The sequence below is a fragment of the Hymenobacter sediminicola genome, from assembly GCF_014250515.1.
Classification (GTDB): Bacteria; Bacteroidota; Bacteroidia; order Cytophagales; family Hymenobacteraceae; genus Hymenobacter; species Hymenobacter sediminicola.
On the sequence record NZ_CP060202.1, the window covers coordinates 1810600 to 1828017 of the forward strand.

The window sequence follows — 17418 nt, forward strand, 5'->3', positions numbered from 1 at the left end:
CGGCGTCCACTGCCTATTGCTTCATGACGCGCTGCGTTTTGTCGAGGCCGCGGCCCTTGATGCGCAACACATAAATGCCGGGCGCCAGATGCGAAGTGTAGCGGTTGAGCTGGCTTTGCAGCAGCGGGCCAGAGCCCTGCAGGCGCAGAATAGGAGCCCCCTGCGGCAGGTTCACTTCCAGCGAAACCGGACCAACATTGGCCGGCAGCTCGGGCAAGCTGAATGCCCGTGCGCCACCCTCCGGATTGGGGTACATATACAGCCGCGCCGAAGCGGCGTTGGAAGGTGCCAGCCCCGAGAAGTTGATGCCGATAAGTACCGGGTCATGGTCGGAGGAGCGGAAAGGGCTAGCTACGTCGGTGGCAGCGCCAGCCGCGTCGTACTGCAGAAACGGAGGCTCTCCGGAATTGATGTTCCACTTGTGCACGTCGATGATACCCACCATGTTGGGCGTCACGATGCAATGGTCGAGAGAGCCGGTAAGGCCTTTGAACACGTACGAGGCGCTGGTTGGCGGCGTAACAGTCACTAGGCCGGCAGCCCGCAGAATATCGATGGGGTCTTCCTCATAGTTGGCGTTGTAGTCGCCGATGCACACCACGTGGCGGGCTCCGGCAGGCTTCACCTTCTGGTTGATGAACTGCACCAGTTCCCGAGCCTGCTCGCGGCGGCGCTGGTTGGAGCCGCCCTGGCCGTCGTTTAGGTCAGCATTGGGGCCGCTGCCGCTTCCCTTCGATTTGAAGTGGTTAACCACCAGCGCCAGCGTGTCGGGGCGGGCCGAGCGGCGGGTGATAAAGAGCTGCCCCAGCGGGGGGCGTTCAAACACGCCCGGCGTCATATCAAGCAGCGCTGGGCCCAGCGGCGTTACAGCAGCTGGCTTATATAGAATAGCGCACCGAATCACATCGGTATTGTTAGGCTGCTTAGCAGAACCACCGTCATTTATTATGGCATACGTGCCAGCGCCCAGCAGCTGGTTGAGGCCGTTGGCCAAGTCCTGAAGCGCAGAGTTGTCGCCGTTGCCGTCGTTTTCCATTTCGCTGAGCCCAATGATATCGGGGTTCATGCGCGCCAGCCCGGCCATGATTTTACTGCGCTGGCGGGCAAAATCCTCTGCCGTTTTGGCTCCGCGCGGAGTAGGGTAGCCGCCTCCAGCCCCGTCGCCGTTGAAGTAGTTGAGCACATTAAAACTGGCAATTTTCAGGTCGAGGCGGCCGAAGGTGGGCACAGGTGGGCGCTTCACATCAAAGGAAGGAGCGTCCGAACCGGGCAAAGGCTGAATGCGCCATTTGTTGTAGGCGTAGCCCATGATGCCGCGCAGCTTCGGGATAGTGCTGCCTACACGAACGGTGCGCAGTTGTGGGTCGAGGAACGGAACGGGAGAGGGGTCGGAGGCGGCGCTGCCATCATCAAGCACCACGGACCGTTCTAGGTTAGCCGTCTGGTAGGCATTGATGGCGGCTAAATTGCTGGTGCCGGTGCTGCTGGTGCCAGTGGCCGGGTTGTCGTTCGGGTCGATGAACTGGGTGGGTTGGTAAAGCGTGCCGCCAGTGGTCAGAATCAACTCACCGCGGCGCTTGAGGCTGTATACATCGGCTACCGTGAGTGACACCGGAAACTGCACGCGCATGCCTTCAAAGTGCTCCAGATCAGCAGACGAATACTGGCCGGCCGGCAGCACAGAAAAGTCAGGTAGCTGATTTTTAGGCCACAATACCTCCACTTTGGGGTCTGTCAGGACTGCCTGCGTAAAGGAAGGGCCGGCGGCACTTTCCAGCACTGTACCTGTGATGCGCACATTGTCGCCGATGTTCACTTTGGCGTCGGGCTGCACCACGTAAAGCGCGTCGGAAGTGGCGGGGTTGCCATCGGAGGCCGAGGCTACCTCCTGCACGTAGAAGCCGGCCGGGCTAAGCCCAGGATATACGCCCGTCACTACTGCTTCGATGGTGTAGGTGCCAGGCGTAGCCGTGGCTCCACTGCCCTGAATAGCGCCGATATGGGTGAATGGTACCGCCGGAGCATCGGGGGCTGCCTGGGCGCTGGCAGGTGTGGTGTGGGGTAGAATGCTGAGCGTTAGAAGGGAGGTGCAGAGGGCGGCGGATTTTGAAGCCATGGATGGCGCGGGCAAGAGAGCAAAATGAGGAATAATGAATTATAAAAGTACCATGATCAGGCGTAATAATTACATGCCTTGAAAAGGGATTTTATCCGAACAAGGGGAAAAGCAGGATGAATGGGCCATGATACCCGGCAGGACTAGCGCTACTGGCCGCGCCGTGGCTGGCTTCGGCGCCGCTCAAAAGGAAATAACAGGGCATGCTGCTGGAAGTAAAAAGGAGAATGCCAGTTAATAATCGGTACTTGCAGCTGCGTACCGGACGCCCACCCCTGCCGCCAGCCCCGTGCGGCTCCGGTATCGTGGGTGGTGCCGGCCCGCGAATGAACTTAACCGTTCGGGCAATCCTTGACTGAAGTACCGATAGTAGTGGTAGCGCACTGATGACGGTTGCAGATGAGCCTTTCTGCGCCTAGTAGCTTACCGCATGGCGCTCTGCTTTGCGCCCTTCCCCGGTTCTTCCCATGTCTTCCTTCTACCAGCCATCTGCCGAGCTGCTGCACGCCTTTGGGTTTGTGCGGTTTGCTTCGCCGCCCGGCCAGGTCCGCTATAGCCGCCCCAGTGACTGTGGCCAGGAAACCATTGTGCTCTACGACGATGACGAGCTGACGCTGCTCGAAAATGTGAACAGCCAATTGCTCTACAGCTTTCAGGGCCGGCTGGCTTCGGAAGCCGAATTCCGAGTGTTGCTCCGGCAGGTAAACTGGCCTGCCGAAGTGCTGCGTTCCTCCTGATATTTTCTTCCCACTACCATGACAGATTCTTACCTGCGAAGCCTCGGCTTTGCCCCCACGGAACAGACCCAAAGTGCTATCCGGCCTGCCTTTAGTGCCGCGTGGCGCTACCAGCACGAACACATGGCCCAAGACGGAGCCTTGCTGTTTATCGAGCATCCGCTGGGCATTGATAGCTGCCGCCTGAGTGCTATGGAGGCGCCGCTGGCTGCCACTGATGTATTTGCGGCAGTGCCCCTACAGGACCAGCCGGCTCTGGAGCAAGCAGTAGCTTCCTACTTCACGGCGCATGGTGGCGTGGGCGAGGTTGTTCCGGCTTTTGTGCCGCATACCTACCTGCCTTACCGTCGGCAGCGTTAGGCGTCGGCCAGCGCATTTCACTCTTTTCTATTGTAGTTATGGACAAAGACTTACAACTCAGCCTCGCCAACAACGCAAAGGAATGGCTGGCTCTTTCGCTCTCCATTTCCTCGGCGGAGAAAATTTCTTTTGATAAGATCCACGACGGTTTTTTCTCTACCTACGGGGCTCACTTTATGGCGCATGTATACCGCGACACGTTTGAGCGGGTGCTGCAGAACACGCCGGAAGCTGAGCGCAACAAGCTCATTGTATCGTTTCGGGAATCGATGGACAAAGCTATTGACGACCACTACGCTACTAGCCAGGAATAACGGCTAAGGCGCAGAACCTTTCTATAAAACACAGCAAGGGGCCGTATCTGCCAGATACGGCCCCTTGCTGTGTTCTGAGCAGCGGAGCATGCTTCTACTCCCAGTCGTGTAGGAGGCGGCGCAGCAGTATAATCTGGCCGGTGTGGTACGCCGCATGGTCGGCAATCAGGTGTGCTTCGCGCAGGAGGGTCTGGCCAGTGCCGTGCGCAAGCGGAGCCAGTAAATCCTGCGTTTCGTCGTTGAGGAGCGCCAGAAAACGGGTGCGGTCTTGCCGGATGTGGGCAAGTGTTGCCTGCCACCGGGCGCTGCTAGCCGATTCGTGCGGAGCGGGCCAGTAGCCCTCAGGCCATTTCGGCGACTCGTGGTGTGCGTGCAGGCAGAACTCCACGATGTCCCACTGGGCAATGCGGACGTGCTCGGCCACTTGCCAGATAGTGTACGGCAGCCCTGGCACTTGCTTGTTGAGCAGTTCCGCCGGAACGTCGGTGCAGGCGTCCTCGAAGGGAACGTGGGCGTTGCCTTTGGTGAGCAGCTCCTGCAACTCATACACGAGGCGTTGGCGAGTGGTTGGATCCATAGCGAGGCTATACGGGAACAGGGCCGACATGGGGACGTTGCTTGCCGTTTGCTGGGGTAGCGCCGGCCGGTTTGGAAAATACAGCGGAAACTTCGTGCTACCGGGCACGGCCAGACTTGCTACCTTAGCAAAGTAGTAGTGCTCCCGGCTCGGCAGAGGGCCGGCCCCTGCGGGCTACTGCCAGATTAGATGGCTATGCATGTATTAGAGCGAAATAATGTAACGGTTACCGGGTTGGGAGGTCAGGCAATAGTGTTTGTACACGGCTTTGGCTGCAACCAGCGCATGTGGCGGCTGGTAGCACCGGCCTTTGAAGCGGATTACCGGGTGGTGCTGCTGGATTTGGTAGGCGCCGGCAACTCAGACCTGACCGCCTACGACCCCACCCGCTACAGCACGCTCCAGGCGCATGCCGAGGATATTCTGGAGGTGATGCAAACGCTGGAGTTGCACGAAGCCGTGTTCGTGGGCCACTCCGTGAGTGCCATGATAGGAGTGCTGGCGGCCGTGCAGGAGCCGGCGCGGTTTTCCCGGCTGGTGCTGGTGGCGCCGTCGCCGCGCTTTATCAACGATAAAAACTATACCGGCGGCTTCGAGCCAGCCGATATTGAAGAGCTGCTCGATGCCATGGACAGCAACTACCTGGGCTGGTCGGGAGCTATTACGCCGGTGATAATGGGCAATCCGGACCGGCCGGAGTTAACGCAGGAGCTCAGCAGTAGCTTTTGCAGCACCGACCCTACCATTGCGCGGCATTTCGCCCGGGTGACATTTCTGGCAGATAACCGCGCCGACTTGCCCCAGCTGCATACGCCGGCCCTCATCCTGCAATGCGCCCAGGATATGCTGGCCCCGCTGGCGGTTGGGCGTTACCTGCATCAGCAGCTCCCCGACAGCCAATTAGTGGTGCTGGACACATCGGGTCATTGCCCTCATCTGAGCGCGCCCGAAGCTACCATTGCGGCAATCAGACAGTTTCTGGAAGTCGCGCGTATGCCAGTAGTATGAGCGACGACAACCACGAGCTGCTGCCAGGCCTTGATTTGCGCCTGACCGAAAGCAACCTCGACGACCTCTACGACCTGGCACCCTGTGGGTATTGTTCCTGCCTGCCCGATGGTACGCTGGTCCGGCTCAACCAAACCTTGCTGAGCTGGCTGGGCTACCGCCGCGAAGAGTTGGTAGCCCAGCGGTGCCTGCAGGAGCTGTTTACGATAGGCGGGCGGCTGCACTACGAAACGCATGGCGCCCCACTGCTGCTACTCCAGAATCAGGTGCGGGAACTCAGCTATTTGCTGCGCCGCAAGGACGGCAGCACGCTGCCGGTATTGATGAACGCCGTGCTGGTGCGTACCGCCGAGGGCCAGCCGCTGGTTATCCATGCCACCCTGTTTGATATTACGGAACGCCGCAAATATGAGCAAGAGTTGCTGCGCACCAAGACGTTGGCGGAAGAGCAGCGCGAGCAACTGGCTCGCGCCAATGAGCAGCTGGTCAGCAAAAACGAACAGCTTACGCGCATCAATGCCGATCTGGACAGCTTCGTGTACACGGCCTCTCACGACCTGAAACAGCCCATCGACAACATGGCGGGCCTGTTTGAGGAATTGAAGGGCGCCGCGACCTTCCACGACCCCGAAGCTGCCCACATGATGACCATGTTTGAGGAGGCGCTACGGCAGATTCTGAGCACCATTCAGGGCCTGACGGCTGTGGTGCAGCAGCAGCGCCAACTTGAGCAGATGCCGGCCGAGGAAGTAGCGCTGCAGCCGTTTACGGAAGAAATAATTCGGAGCCTGCAGCCGATGCACGCCCCGCATGCCACCCCGTTTGTCCTCGATTTCAGGGCGCAGCCTACGCTTCGGATGGCTCGCTCCAGCCTGCACAGCATGCTCTACAACATGCTCAGCAACGCCCTGAAATATGCTATGCCCGGCCGGCCGCCACAGATCCGGATCAGCACGGAGCTGGCGGACGGCATGACGGTGCTGGTGGTGCAGGATAATGGCCGGGGCATCGATCTGACGCGCCATAGCAAGGAGCTGTTTCAGCTGTTCCGCCGCTTTCATCCGGACGTGGATGGCTCAGGCATGGGGCTTTACCTCGTCAACCGGCTCGTGCACCAAGTGGGGGGGCATGTGGAAGTAGAAAGCACCGTGGACCAGGGTACCACGTTCCGCATCTACCTGCCCCGGTAGCAGACAGCTAAACTTCCGAGCCGGCAGTCGGCCAGACGTAAGCACCGGAGCCAGAAGGATAAACGAAGCGGAAAATGCTGCCGACTGAGACTTCCAGAACCCGGGTAGCGTAGGCCGGAAACCTGTAAAACCTTGCTCGAAGACTTCGGCCTATAGCACAGAAAAGCCCCCACAACTACGGCTGTGGGGGCTTTTCTGTGTTGCTGCCTGCGGTACTGAGTGAGGGCAGATTACGGCAGGCAAGCTGCTATTCTACCACTAGCCGCTTGATAAGCACTCCTTCACTGGTAGTAAGATGCAGGGAATATACCCCGCTCGGTAGCTCGGCTACTTCGAATGCAACCTTGGTAGCCGTAGAAGTGGCTGGCAATGTGCGCTGCAGAAGTAGCTGGCCCACGCTATTGTGAAGCGTTACAGCCACCGGTTTGCGGGTGAGAGAAACCGGCACTTCCAGCCAGAACAGACGCTGTGCCGGATTGGGGTACACGCTTACTATATCGGCCAAGGCTGCGTGGCGGGAAGCCAGCGGCCCGGTGCTGAAGACCACGCTAGCCGTAGCCGGCGACGTAGCTCCCGCTGCACAATTGCTGGTAATAGTCAGCGAGTAAGTGGTGCTGGCGCTGAGGCCCGTAAGCGTTACGGGAGAAGCCGTGGGGGCCGGCGTAACCGTCGTGGCCGTGCCGCCTTGGGGCGTGTAGGTCACGGTGTAGCTCGTCGCCGTGGGGCTTGGCGTGAATGTGACCGTAGCTGTAGTGGCCGTGATGCCCGAAACAGCAGTGTTTGTAGGAGCTACGCACGCTACCGGCGTGGTAAACGTGACACATACGCCCGGCTGGGAAGCCCCGCTGCTGCAATTGGCCGCTACACACACCGAATACGTGGTGTTGGGTGCGAGGCCGGTAAGAGCCACCGGTGAGCTGGTAGGCGTTGGCGTTACTACCACTGGCAGGCCGCTTCCGGTCTGGTAAGACACCACATAGCTGGTGTTGCCGGCGCCGGGCGTGAAGCTTACCGTAGCCGATGAAGTAGTGATGTTGCTAACCAACACAGCCGTAACAGGCGGACAAGGTGCTGCCAGCGTAGTGAACGTGAGGGTTCCTACCGACGAAGTAGGATTGTTTGCGCCGCTACAGTTGTTGGTCACCGTCACGGTGTAGTTGGTAGCAGGCAGCAAACCTGTAAGAGCCACCGGCGAGCTGGTAGGAGCCGGGCTGATGGTAGTAGCCGTGCCGCCCTGCGGCGTATACGTCACCGTGTAGTTGTTGCTGATGCCGGCTGCCGGCGTGAAGGTCACGTTAGCCGACGTGCTGGTAACGGACGTAGCGGCCAGATTAGTAGGTGGGTTGCAGGGCGGGGCTGGCTGCGTGGTGAAGGTCGTAATGGCGGCAGGCGACTGGAACGGGCCACAGTTGGTGACTACACTCACAACATACGTGGCACCTGGTGTGAGGCCTGTGAGGTTTATAGGCGCTCCGGTAGGGTTGGGCGTCAGCGTGGTTGTGACGCCGTTGGTGGTGTAGCTTACGGTGTAGCTGTTGCCGTTGCCCAGGCCGAAAACCAGCTGTGCCGAGGTCATGGTAATGTTGGTGGCCGCCAGCGTGGAAGGTCCTGCACAGCCACTGGTAGTAAATGTCGTGACAGCTGGAGCAGAAGTTTCGCCGGGGGCGCAGTTGCTGGTCACACTCACCGTGTAGAGCGTACCCGGCGTGAGGCCGGTGAGGGCCACCGGCGAGGCCGTGGGAACAGGCGTGACAGTGGTAGCAGTGCCACCCTGCGGCGTATAGGTCACGGTGTAGCTGGTGCCGGCGCTGGGTGCTGCAAACGTCACGTTGGCCGAGGTAGGTGTAATCGTGGACACGGCCAGATTCGTCACGCTGGGGCAGGGTGGGTCGGTGGTGGCGCATACCGTAAACGCGCCGCCTGTGCCGCCGCCAATCTGCCACACGCGGGCATACACTGTGCTGCCAGGGGTGAGGCCGGCGGCCCGAACCTGAGAGTAGTTGTTGCCGCCAGAATTGTCGTTGCAGCCTAGCGAAGAGAGGCTGCCGCAAGTGCCGGAGTAGAGTTGCAGGCCAGTATCGGCTACGGAGCTACCACTGCTGGCGCCGGTGCTCACAATGACTACACCATTGGCGGGTACCACTGCGCTGAACCAGACGTCATTCACAATGCCGTTGCCGCAAGTAGGGGCGGGCACCGGCGCGGCCGAAGCCGTGGCTCCGAGAGTAGACGACGTAACCGGGGTGCAGCTAGCGCCAACAGTGAGGGCCGTAGGCGTGGCGCAATTGTCGTTGGCCGGTGCCGGGGCCAGGGTCGTGAAGGTGAGAGCCAGCGGCAGGCCGGACCCCGCCGGGCAGTTCGACTGAATAGTGGCCGTATAGACAGTATTCGGGGTGAGGCCGGTCAGGGCAACTGGTGAGGCACCGGGGTTGGGCGTAACCACCGTAACGGTGCCACCCTGCGCCGTGTAGGTCACGGTGTAGCTGGTAGCGCTGGCGCTGGGCGTAAACGACAGGCTGGCCGAGGTGCTGCTGATGTTGCTGATGGCTAGGTTGCTCACGCTGGGGCACAGCACATCCGTCTGGGCGCAGATGGTGAAGTCGCCGGTGGCGGCTGTGCCAAAACGCCACACGCGGGCATACACGGTGCTGCCGGGCGTGAGGCCCGTGCGGCGCAGCAACGAGAAGTTGCCATCCGGCGAGCTGTCATCGTCGCAGCCCAGCAGGGTGAGGGTACCGCAGCTGCCGGAATACAGTTCCAGGCCGGTATCCGTGAGCGTATTGCCGGCTACCCGGCCGGTTTCTACCTGCAGCGTACCACTAGCCGGCACTACCACGCTGAACCAGACGTCGCGGGCGACGCTGCCGGCGCAGCTGGACGCAAGTACTCCGCTCGAAAGCGTAGCGCCAGTGATGGTGCTGGTTATCGGCGCGCCGCAGGTGCCTATGCCTACACTGGTAATGGGGGTGGCCCCGGCGCAATCGTCGTTGGACGGTGTGCCGGCAGTAGCCGTGAAGATGCGGGTCAGAATGGAGCCTACGCCGGCCGGGCATACGCTCTGCAGCGTGACGGTGTATGTAGTGCCGGACGTGAGGCCCGTGAGCGTGGCCGGTGAACCCGTGACGGTGAGGGTGGTGGGAGTGCCGCCGATGGCCGGCACATACGTGACGTTGTAGCTGGTGGCGTTGCCGCTGGGCGTAAAGGTGAGGTCAGCGGTGGTGGTGCTGGTGCTGACGATGGCCAGGTTGGTAGGGTCGGGGCAGGCGGCGGCTCCCGTCACACAGATGGTGAAGGTGCCGCGGATGCTGTTGTCGTTCTGGCCGGCCACCAGCACATAATAGGTAGTGCTGGGCGTGAGCGTGGTGGAGCTGAGCGGCAGGGCCGGGCCGGTGGCACTTTGCGAGCAGCCAAGCTGAGTAAGTGGGCCGCTGCAGGAAGCAGCCGAGAACAGCCGGATCTGGCCGGCGGCATTGCCCGCTACGGTAATGGTGGCGCTGGTGCTGGCCCCACCCGTGGCGGGAGTCGTGAAGCTGTACCACACGTCAAGCGGGCTGGCGTCGAGGGCGCAGCCGGGGTTGGCGTAGCCGTTGGGGGTGGTGGTGCTGGCCCCGAAGGTGGTGCCGGAAGTGGGAGAGCAGGTGCTGGTGATGGGCAGCGCAATGGCGCCGCAGGGGTCATCGTTGAGCAGCGGCACCGTGAAGCTGAAGAAAGGCGAGGTGAGCGTGCTGCCGCCACACTCGGTGCGGACGGTGGCGAAGTAGGTGGTGCCGGGTGTAAGGCCCGTGAAGGTGGCGGGCGAGGTGGCGTTGTTGATGGTCTGGCCCCCGTTGAGCGTTACGGTGAAGGTGGTGTTGCCGGGGCCGGCCGTGAAGGCCACGGCGGCTGAAGTAGGCGTGGGGAACGTGACACCCAGCACGGCCGGGGCGCCGCAGGTGGGCGGGTCGGTGATGCAGATGGTGAACTGGCCCTGCGTATCGGTGGAGGTGTAGCCGGCGACCTGCACGTAGTAGGTGGTGCTGGGCTGCAGGGCCCCGGTCACGAGGCGGGGGGCGGCGGTGTTGCTGGCGTTGGAGGCGCTACAGCTGATCTGGGTGAAGGTGCCCGAGCAGGAAGCAGCCGAAAATAGCCGGATGAGGCCGGCCGGGTTGCCGGTGACGGTGATGGTAGCGCCCGCGCTGGCGCTGCCGGTAGCGGCCGTCGTGAAGCGGTACCAGACGTCTTTGGGAGTAGTGTTGTTGAAGGCGCCACAGGTATTGGAAACAGTGCCGTTGACGGTAGTGGTGGTGGCCCCGGTATTGGTTCCGACGGTGGGCACGGTGCACAGGCTGCCATTGAGCGTGAGCGGCTGGGCGCTACAGGGGTCGTCGTTGGCGGGGGCCTGCGCCCGGGCTGTGAGGGCCGCCAGGCAGAAGCCTGCCAGGAGCAGCACCCAATGACGCGGGGTGCGGGCGGGGGTGGCGGCAAGGCGGAACAGCCGCAGCAGCTTTGGTAGTAGCTGCGGAGCGAGTAGGAGTGGACGCATAGAGGGTGGAAAAGGTGGAGGAAAGGAATTAGGAGAAAAGGAGGTAACAGGCTGAGCCGTTGGGTGAATGTAAAAAAGTAAATGTATACTATCACAATTACTATATACCTAGATTTCGGGGTGCCTCAGGCTAGCACGGAAACGGCTTTTGGAGTAAGCACGAGAGGCTTCAGCACCAGCCGGCCAAAACGGTAGAGGCTAGCTGCGGGAGCTTTGGGAATAGCCGCCGCACTGGTCCTGTAGGGTTCGGTCGGGTTAGGTGTTTTCAGCACGGTGTTGGGTGGCGGCCTGCGGGACAAGCACCCATTACACTCATCACTGCAGCAGCCGGTCGAGGCCGTGGAGGATGATGAAGTCCTGGGGAGTCGGGGCGGGGTAGCGCACCATGACTTTCTGGCCCTTGATGAAGCGGCCGGCGCGGCATTTCTCGGAGCCGCGCAACGTGAACCACTGGCCCTGGGGTCCGGGAAACCGCACGATGGGGTACTCGTCGAGCCAGCGCAGGTCGTCGGTTTCGAGGCCGACGACGGTTCCCTGTACCACAATACCGGGGTGGCGCAGGCCCTGGCGGCGCACGTAGTAGCGGCGCAACCACACCAGCGCCCCGATAACAAGACCGAGGTGCACGAGAACGAGCAGGGTGGGCAGAACGTGGGAACTGTTCATCGGACAGATGCTGTAGCAGCCGGTGGGCCAGGCGTTGCTCCTGAATTGGGTAGCAATATAGGGCAACGCGGGTAGTCAGAGCTGTTCGCAAGTTGTTTCATGTGTGGGAGTTGCCGGAGGGAGCGGGGCTTTCTTTAGCCGTTGCGGCTGATACACGTTTGGTGTCGGCTGCTCAACGGCGGGCGGGGGCAAGCCCCGCTCCCAACAGTCACCACTTTGGGAGGTGATGAGGTAGCAAGCATGATGCGCGGTTACCGGGGCGGCGCACATCGGGCAGTGGTGCCGATATTTGCGGGCATATGGCGACACCTGTTGATTCTTCGGCTCCTGCCTCTTCTCCTGCTACGGCTACACTGGTAGCGGCTTTGCCACCCGGTATCGGGCTGCTGAGGCTGAAGTTCCGGCTGCTGGCGGCCTTCTCGACGGAGTTGGCGTTTGGGGCAGCATGGCGGCTATTCACGACGCCGCGGCAGCTTCCGCCGAAGCATTGGGAAGCGGAGTCGCTGGCCGGGGCCCGGCAGTTCTGGGTACCGACGCCGCGCAGCCAAGTGGCGGCGTACGAGTGGAATCCGGCTGGCGCCCACACGGTGCTGCTGGTGCACGGCTGGGAGCATCGGGCCAGTTTCTGGGGCTATATGGCGCGGGGACTGGCGGCGGCCGGGTTCCGGGTGGTGGCGCTGGACGGCCCGGCCCACGGGGCCTCGCCGGGCGAGCGGACCACGCTGCCGGGGTTCGGAGCGGCGGTGCAGGCGGTGGCCGATGCGGTGGGGCCAGTGCACGGCGTGGTGGCGCACTCGTTTGGGGGCGCGGCCACGGTAGGTATTCCGGTACGGTTCAATCAGGACGCCGATGGAACGCTGCCGCGTCTGGTGCTGCTGGCGGTGCCGGCCAGCACAACGGCGGTGGCGCAGCGTTTCGCGGAGCTGCTGCAGCTACCGGCGGCGGTGGTGGCGCGCATGAACCGCTACGTGCAGGAGCAGCATGGCCGCGACGCGGAAAGCTTTAGCCTGATTCATACGGGCCGCACGCTGCCGGTGGGCCAAGCGCTGCTGCTCCACGACCACGACGATGCGAGTATTCCGTTCGGGGAGGCCGTGGACATTGCGGCGAGCTGGCCGGGGTTGGAGTTCCGGCCGACGAGCGGGCTGGGCCACAACCGCATTCTGCGTGATGCAAGCGTGATAGAGCAGGTGGTAGCGTTTCTGACGTAGGAGCGTGCGGCCGTTTCAGGACGGTGTGCAGCATGAGAGGTGTAGAGACGCATAGGTGCGGCGCATCGTTGAACGGTACCAGTTATGATGGCGCGGCTATCAGATACAAGGCTGCCGAACCGACAAAAACAGATTCTTTCAACGGCCCACGGGTGTCGTTCAACGATGCGCCGCACCTGTGTGTGAGTCTCTATGCCTCTCATGCTGAGGACTAAGCCTAGACAGTTTCGTGGCCGGCGGCGGCGAGCTGGCGCAACACTTCGCGCAGGCCATCGGGCTCTTGCACGAGGTGGTGGATGTGGTGGAGGTAGTCGGCTTCGGCCCGGAGGTGGCGCTTGAGCTGGCGAATTTCCTGCTCGCGTTTTTTGCCGGTGCTGCCGAAGAAGCCGTTGGTGCCGAATTTCAACTCGTTGAGCTGCTGCTTGAGCTCCGTCTGCTGCTGGTGCAGGGCCTGGGTGTAGCGGGCCAGCACGGTGTCGTCGGCTTGGTCGGTGGGGGCGGCTTCAGAGAGGAGCTGAAGCAAGGTGTAGAGGTCATTGGCTTCGTAGGCTTCGGTGATGCGCTGCATCAGGGCCGTTTTGTGCTGCTGGGCGGTTGGGTCGCGCTCCAAGTCGGGGTGGTGGGTGCGGGCTAGCTGGCGGTAAAGCGTTTTGGTGTTCGACAGCAGGGCCTGCTGCTCTTCGCGGGCTTTCTGCTCGGCGGCGGCCTGGGCTTTTTCGGCTTTGGACTTGCGGCGGTTCTGGGCGTGGGCGGCGGCCTGCTCGTGCGGGGGCCGGCTGTCATCTCCGGAGCCTGGTGTCGGGGTAGCAGGTTCGTCGTTCCCGTTCCCGTCCTCGTCTACGCGGCGGCGCGGCGCGTATTTGCGCAGGATGTCAGCCGCATCTTCCCCAAACCGGTCCTGCAGCGCCCGTGCATTCCCGACGAGCAGGACCGTAATCTGCTGCTCTTCGAGGCGGTTGAAGTAGCGCAGGAGTAGGGCTTCTTCCAGGGGCGCGAACAGGGCGCGGCGGGCCTGCACCACGGTTTCGGCGGCGGGGCCCACCTGCTGCCAGTAACGGCGCCGGGCTTCGGCCTGCTCTGCCTGGGTTTCGCGCAGGCGCTGGCGTAGCCCTTCCACCTGCTCCACGGCCGCCCGAAACGCCTGCTGCGCGGGCGTGCCCGGCGCTTCACCCGACGAAGGAACGGGTAGAGAATTAGCGGCAGGCAGGTCGGTGGTGGGGTTGTGCAGGTTCATGGGGTAAAGGTAGGGGAGGTGATGTGGGGATGAAGTGAATGGGGTGAGTGGTGGTGGGAGATGGAAGACGTTATGCTGAGCGCAGCGGAGCGGAGTCGAAGCATCTCGCTAGTGGGTCATTACCATTGCAACCTCAGCACGCGAGATTCCTCGGCTACGGCTGCGCCTTCGCTCGGAATGACGTTCTTTTTAGCCCCTTATTACCAAACACCATTCACCTCATCCCCTTACTCACCCAAACACCTCATACGCCACCCGAAACGTATTGCAGTGGGCATCTACTATGTCGCGGAGCTGCTCGGAGTAGCCGCCACCCATACTGACGGCCACAGGCAGGCGGTGCTGGTGGCAGAGGCGCAGCACGTACTCGTCGCGCTGGCGGCAGCCGGCTTGCGTGAGAGCCAGCTTGCCCAGCTTGTCGGTGGCCAGCACGTCTACACCGGCCTGGAAGAACACGAAATCGGGCTGTACCTGCGCAATGAGGCCGGGCAACGTGTCGTGCAGGATGCGCAGGTAGGAGGCGTCATCGGTGCCCAAGTCCAGCGCAATATCCAGGTCCGACTGCTCTTTGCGCAGCGGGTAGTTGGCGCCGGCGTGCATCGAGAAGGTGAATACGCGGGACTCCTGGTGGAAAATGCTGGCCGTGCCGTCGCCTTGGTGTACGTCCAGATCTACTACCAGTACTTGTCGTGCCAGGCCATAGTGCAGCAGGTGGGCAGCGGCCACGGCTATGTCGTTGAGCACGCAGAACCCTTCGCCCCGGTCCCGAAACGCGTGGTGCGTGCCGCCTGTTAGGCTCATACCAATACCGTCTCGCAGTGCCCGTAGCGCCGACTGCACCGTGCCGGCCACGCTGCTCAGGGAGCGGCGCACCAGCTCGGGGCTCTGCGGCAACCCCAGGCGGCGCACTTCGGCGGCCGAAAGCTGCAGGTCACGGACCCGGTGCCAGTAGTCAGGGGAGTGTATGCGCAGGATGTCCTCTTCGCTGGCCAGGCCGGGGTCGTAGAAGTCGTGGGGCGGCGCGATGCCCTGCCACAGCAGCTGCTCCCGAATCAGCTCGTATTTGGCAATAGGAAAGCGGTGGCCGCTGGGCAGGCTGATGCTGTAGCGTTCGGAAGTGGCAAGGCAGGGCATAGGCTGTGCAAGTACGCACCGCAGCGCCGGAGGGTGCGCATCCTTCCAGATGCTTATATACTTTGTAGAAGTGTGTAATGTGCCACGTGTTAATTGTCGGTGGTGGTAGACGGTGATATTGTTCGTGTTTCTGCTTTATAAAGCAGGATGCTATTTGCTTGAGTAACGTCGCTGAAAAAAAATATTTATAAAAATTTATTAAATAATTTGGTGACTAAAAAAACTTCTTTCATATTTGTCACACCAAACACAACAACTCCATGCTGCGCCACATCAATACCACCTTTAAGCAAGACGATTCGAAGCCGAGTGCTTCGGGTTTGGTTCGGTATAGCTAAAGTAGCAGCAGATTCTCTCTGACACTTCCGCAACCCGAACCCAGAAGGTTCGGGTTGTTTGTTTTACAGCCATTTACACCCTTCGGCCATGCATCTGCCAGCAGATTGCTTTATGCTCCAACTCCAGAACAAACGGCGTGTCAGCCGCGAGTGGGATTGGTATGGCCGGGATTTTTTGTCGGAAGATTCGCGTAGGTAAATTCCTCGTGTTGTATCCGTGAAAAAGCCCGGCTTCCCCTCAGGAGTCGGGCTTTTTTCATGTTAATTATCTGATTGAATAAATTAATTTTTATTCGAAACAGGATAGATGTGTCTACTTATCACTGACTGAAAATTAATTAGTACTTTGCTTTTCTTCATTACCATTAAATTAATTTTTATGCGCTTCAATTTACCCTTCCGCAAAACACAGCCCACCACAACCAACCACGAAGGGGCAGCGGCTTTCACGCTTACTCCAGAGGTGGAGCTGTATGCTGCCGTGGCAACTGCAGCACTATCAGATCAGTTTTATGAGTCGGCGGAAACGCGGCTGGTGCGCCTGCGGGAATTGGTGGCCCAGTGTGAGCCGGTATTTGTAGCCCGGCTTGCCGTGTACGCCCGTGAGCGGATGTACCTACGTTCGGTGCCGCTGGTGCTGGCCGTGGAGCTGGCCCGCCAGCACCGCGGCAACAGCCTTGTAAGCCGCTTGGTGGCTCGCATTGTGCAGCGCCCCGACGAAATAACGGAGCTGCTGGCCTTCTATGCGCAGGCCAACCAGCGGGCGGGCCGCAAAACGCTCAACCGCCTGTCCAAGCAGTTGCAAAAAGGCCTGGCCCTCAGCTTCAACCGCTTCGACGGCTACCAGCTGGCCAAGTACGACCGGGCCGGGGCCGTGCGTTTGCGCGACGCGCTGTTTCTGGTGCACCCTGCCGCCAAAAGCCTCGAGCAGCAAGCCTTGTTCGACCAGCTGGTGGCCGGTACCCTGCCTACGCCCTACACTTGGGAAACCGAGTTGTCGGCGCTGGGGCAGGTGCAATACGCTACGCCGGCAGAGCGCGCCGCGGCTTTCCGCCTGAAATGGACGGAGCTGATTGGCAGCGGCAAGCTGGGCTACATGGCCCTGCTGCGTAACCTGCGCAACATTCTCGAAGCCGACGTGTCGGCGGAGACGATGGTGGACGTGTGCGCCGCGCTGGCCGACCGGTTTGCCGTGGCGCGCAGCAAGCAGCTGCCGTTCCGCTTCCTGGCCGCTTACCGCGAGGTAAAGGCCTTGGAAGGCGGGCACGTGTCGGCGGTGCTGGCGGCCCTGGAAGATGCCATTGCGCATAGCGCTGCCAACCTGCGTGGCTTCGGCCCCGAAACCCGCGTGGTCATTGCCTGCGACGTATCGGGCTCGATGCAGCAGCCGGTGTCTCAGCGCAGTAAAGTGCTGCTCTACGACGTGGGCCTGGTGCTGGGTATGTTGCTGCAAAGCCGCTGCCAGCACGTAACGGCCGGCATGTTCGGCAACACGTGGAAGCGCCTGAGCCTGCCTCGTGGGCCAGTACTGCGCAACGTGGACGAGTTCTACCGCCGCGAAGGGGAGGTAGGCTACAGCACCAACGGCTACCTCGTGCTCGAGGACCTGCGCCACCGCCGCGAGGTGGTCGACAAGGTGATGATGTTCACGGACTGCCAGCTCTGGAACTCAAACTGCAACGGCAGTTCGGTGGCGAAGGAGTGGGCAGAGTACCGCCGCACGGTAGCACCGCAGGCCCGCCTGTACCTCTTCGACCTGGCCGGCCACGGCACTGCTCCCCTCGACGTACGCGCTGAGGAGGGAGTGGCCCTGATTGCCGGCTGGTCAGATAAGGTGTTTGAGGTGCTGGCCTCGCTGGAAAGCGGCGGCTCGGCCCTCACCGAAATCAATACCATTGACTTGTAACTCCTGCCGCCCCGGAAGTGGCCAGAAACCATACAAAGCGGCGGCCACTTCCGGGTCACGGTCAGATAACTTTCCTTCAGGATACAATAATCATGTTCTCAACAT

General features: G+C 61.4%; 13 protein-coding genes. 7 read left to right on the forward strand and 6 right to left on the reverse strand.

The features are described from left to right. Positions 1 to 13: 13 nt before the first annotated feature. Positions 14 to 2116: an ExeM/NucH family extracellular endonuclease gene (locus H4317_RS07675; RefSeq protein ID WP_185889540.1), complete on the reverse strand. Its 2103-nt coding sequence runs from the start codon at positions 2114 to 2116 to the stop codon at positions 14 to 16. A gap of 467 nt (positions 2117 to 2583) precedes the next feature. Here H4317_RS07675 and H4317_RS07680 point away from each other — a divergent pair, with 467 nt between their 5' ends. Genes H4317_RS07680 through H4317_RS07690 form a run of 3 tightly spaced genes read left to right on the forward strand, consistent with a single transcriptional unit; the run spans position 2584 to position 3527 of the window. Next, a complete protein-coding gene (locus tag H4317_RS07680; protein WP_185889541.1) occupies positions 2584 to 2853 on the forward strand; it encodes a hypothetical protein in 270 nt (89 codons plus the stop codon). 18 nt (positions 2854 to 2871) lie between these two features. Further along, complete coding sequence (locus tag H4317_RS07685) at positions 2872 to 3213, forward strand: hypothetical protein (RefSeq protein ID WP_185889542.1); 342 nt, start codon at positions 2872 to 2874, stop codon at positions 3211 to 3213. Positions 3214 to 3251: 38 nt separating this feature from the next. Further along, positions 3252 to 3527, forward strand: a complete 276-nt coding sequence (locus H4317_RS07690) for a hypothetical protein (protein WP_185889543.1) — start codon at positions 3252 to 3254, stop codon at positions 3525 to 3527. 94 nt (positions 3528 to 3621) lie between these two features. Here the strand turns inward: H4317_RS07690 and H4317_RS07695 are convergent, their stop codons facing one another. After that, on the reverse strand, positions 3622 to 4104 hold the full coding sequence (locus H4317_RS07695; RefSeq protein ID WP_185889544.1) for a DinB family protein: 483 nt from the start codon (positions 4102 to 4104) through the stop codon (positions 3622 to 3624). 195 nt (positions 4105 to 4299) lie between these two features. On the opposite strand from H4317_RS07695, the gene H4317_RS07700 reads away from it, so the two are divergent. Continuing rightward, positions 4300 to 5112 (forward strand): alpha/beta fold hydrolase, encoded by an 813-nt coding sequence (locus H4317_RS07700; protein WP_349772193.1) that lies wholly within the window; start codon positions 4300 to 4302, stop codon positions 5110 to 5112. Then, entirely contained in the window at positions 5109 to 6302 is a 1194-nt protein-coding gene (locus tag H4317_RS07705; protein WP_185889546.1) for a sensor histidine kinase, read from the forward strand. Before H4317_RS07700 ends, H4317_RS07705 begins: the two co-directional genes overlap by 4 nt. Positions 6303 to 6549: 247 nt before the next feature. Here H4317_RS07705 and H4317_RS07710 read toward each other — a convergent pair whose 3' ends face one another. Continuing rightward, a complete protein-coding gene (locus H4317_RS07710; RefSeq protein WP_185889547.1) occupies positions 6550 to 10824 on the reverse strand; it encodes a fibronectin type III domain-containing protein in 4275 nt (1424 codons plus the stop codon). Between the two features lie 315 nt (positions 10825 to 11139). After that, positions 11140 to 11490 carry a hypothetical protein gene (locus H4317_RS07715; RefSeq protein WP_185889548.1) on the reverse strand — a complete coding sequence of 117 codons (351 nt, stop codon included), beginning with the start codon at positions 11488 to 11490 and terminating at the stop codon, positions 11140 to 11142. Positions 11491 to 11789: 299 nt separating this feature from the next. On the opposite strand from H4317_RS07715, the gene H4317_RS07720 reads away from it, so the two are divergent. After that, on the forward strand, positions 11790 to 12701 hold the full coding sequence (locus H4317_RS07720) for an alpha/beta hydrolase (RefSeq protein ID WP_185889549.1): 912 nt from the start codon (positions 11790 to 11792) through the stop codon (positions 12699 to 12701). A gap of 217 nt (positions 12702 to 12918) precedes the next feature. Here the strand turns inward: H4317_RS07720 and H4317_RS07725 are convergent, their stop codons facing one another. Together H4317_RS07725 and H4317_RS07730 are read right to left on the reverse strand one after the other, a co-directional pair. Beyond that, entirely contained in the window at positions 12919 to 13935 is a 1017-nt protein-coding gene (locus H4317_RS07725; RefSeq protein ID WP_185889550.1) for a J domain-containing protein, read from the reverse strand. Positions 13936 to 14166: 231 nt separating this feature from the next. Further along, entirely contained in the window at positions 14167 to 15069 is a 903-nt protein-coding gene (locus tag H4317_RS07730; RefSeq protein WP_185889551.1) for a histone deacetylase family protein, read from the reverse strand. A 717-nt stretch (positions 15070 to 15786) separates the two neighbouring features. On the opposite strand from H4317_RS07730, the gene H4317_RS07735 reads away from it, so the two are divergent. Further along, complete coding sequence (locus H4317_RS07735; protein WP_185889552.1) at positions 15787 to 17313, forward strand: TROVE domain-containing protein; 1527 nt, start codon at positions 15787 to 15789, stop codon at positions 17311 to 17313. Positions 17314 to 17418 lie beyond the last annotated feature (105 nt).

What these genes read in the sequence shown, in the direction of transcription:
- H4317_RS07690 (WP_185889543.1), top strand. Translation starts at nt 3,252, where the DNA reads ATGGACAAAGACTTACAACTCAGCCTCGCCAACAACGCAAAGGAATGG.
- H4317_RS07715 (WP_185889548.1), bottom strand. Translation starts at nt 11,490, where the DNA reads ATGAACAGTTCCCACGTTCTGCCCACCCTGCTCGTTCTCGTGCACCTC.
- H4317_RS07720 (WP_185889549.1), top strand. Translation starts at nt 11,790, where the DNA reads ATGGCGACACCTGTTGATTCTTCGGCTCCTGCCTCTTCTCCTGCTACG.
- H4317_RS07710 (WP_185889547.1), bottom strand. Translation starts at nt 10,824, where the DNA reads ATGCGTCCACTCCTACTCGCTCCGCAGCTACTACCAAAGCTGCTGCGG.
- H4317_RS07700 (WP_349772193.1), top strand. Translation starts at nt 4,300, where the DNA reads ATGCATGTATTAGAGCGAAATAATGTAACGGTTACCGGGTTGGGAGGT.
- H4317_RS07725 (WP_185889550.1), bottom strand. Translation starts at nt 13,935, where the DNA reads ATGAACCTGCACAACCCCACCACCGACCTGCCTGCCGCTAATTCTCTA.
- H4317_RS07685 (WP_185889542.1), top strand. Translation starts at nt 2,872, where the DNA reads ATGACAGATTCTTACCTGCGAAGCCTCGGCTTTGCCCCCACGGAACAG.
- H4317_RS07730 (WP_185889551.1), bottom strand. Translation starts at nt 15,069, where the DNA reads ATGCCCTGCCTTGCCACTTCCGAACGCTACAGCATCAGCCTGCCCAGC.
- H4317_RS07705 (WP_185889546.1), top strand. Translation starts at nt 5,109, where the DNA reads ATGAGCGACGACAACCACGAGCTGCTGCCAGGCCTTGATTTGCGCCTG.
- H4317_RS07675 (WP_185889540.1), bottom strand. Translation starts at nt 2,116, where the DNA reads ATGGCTTCAAAATCCGCCGCCCTCTGCACCTCCCTTCTAACGCTCAGC.
- H4317_RS07680 (WP_185889541.1), top strand. Translation starts at nt 2,584, where the DNA reads ATGTCTTCCTTCTACCAGCCATCTGCCGAGCTGCTGCACGCCTTTGGG.
- H4317_RS07735 (WP_185889552.1), top strand. Translation starts at nt 15,787, where the DNA reads ATGCGCTTCAATTTACCCTTCCGCAAAACACAGCCCACCACAACCAAC.
- H4317_RS07695 (WP_185889544.1), bottom strand. Translation starts at nt 4,104, where the DNA reads ATGGATCCAACCACTCGCCAACGCCTCGTGTATGAGTTGCAGGAGCTG.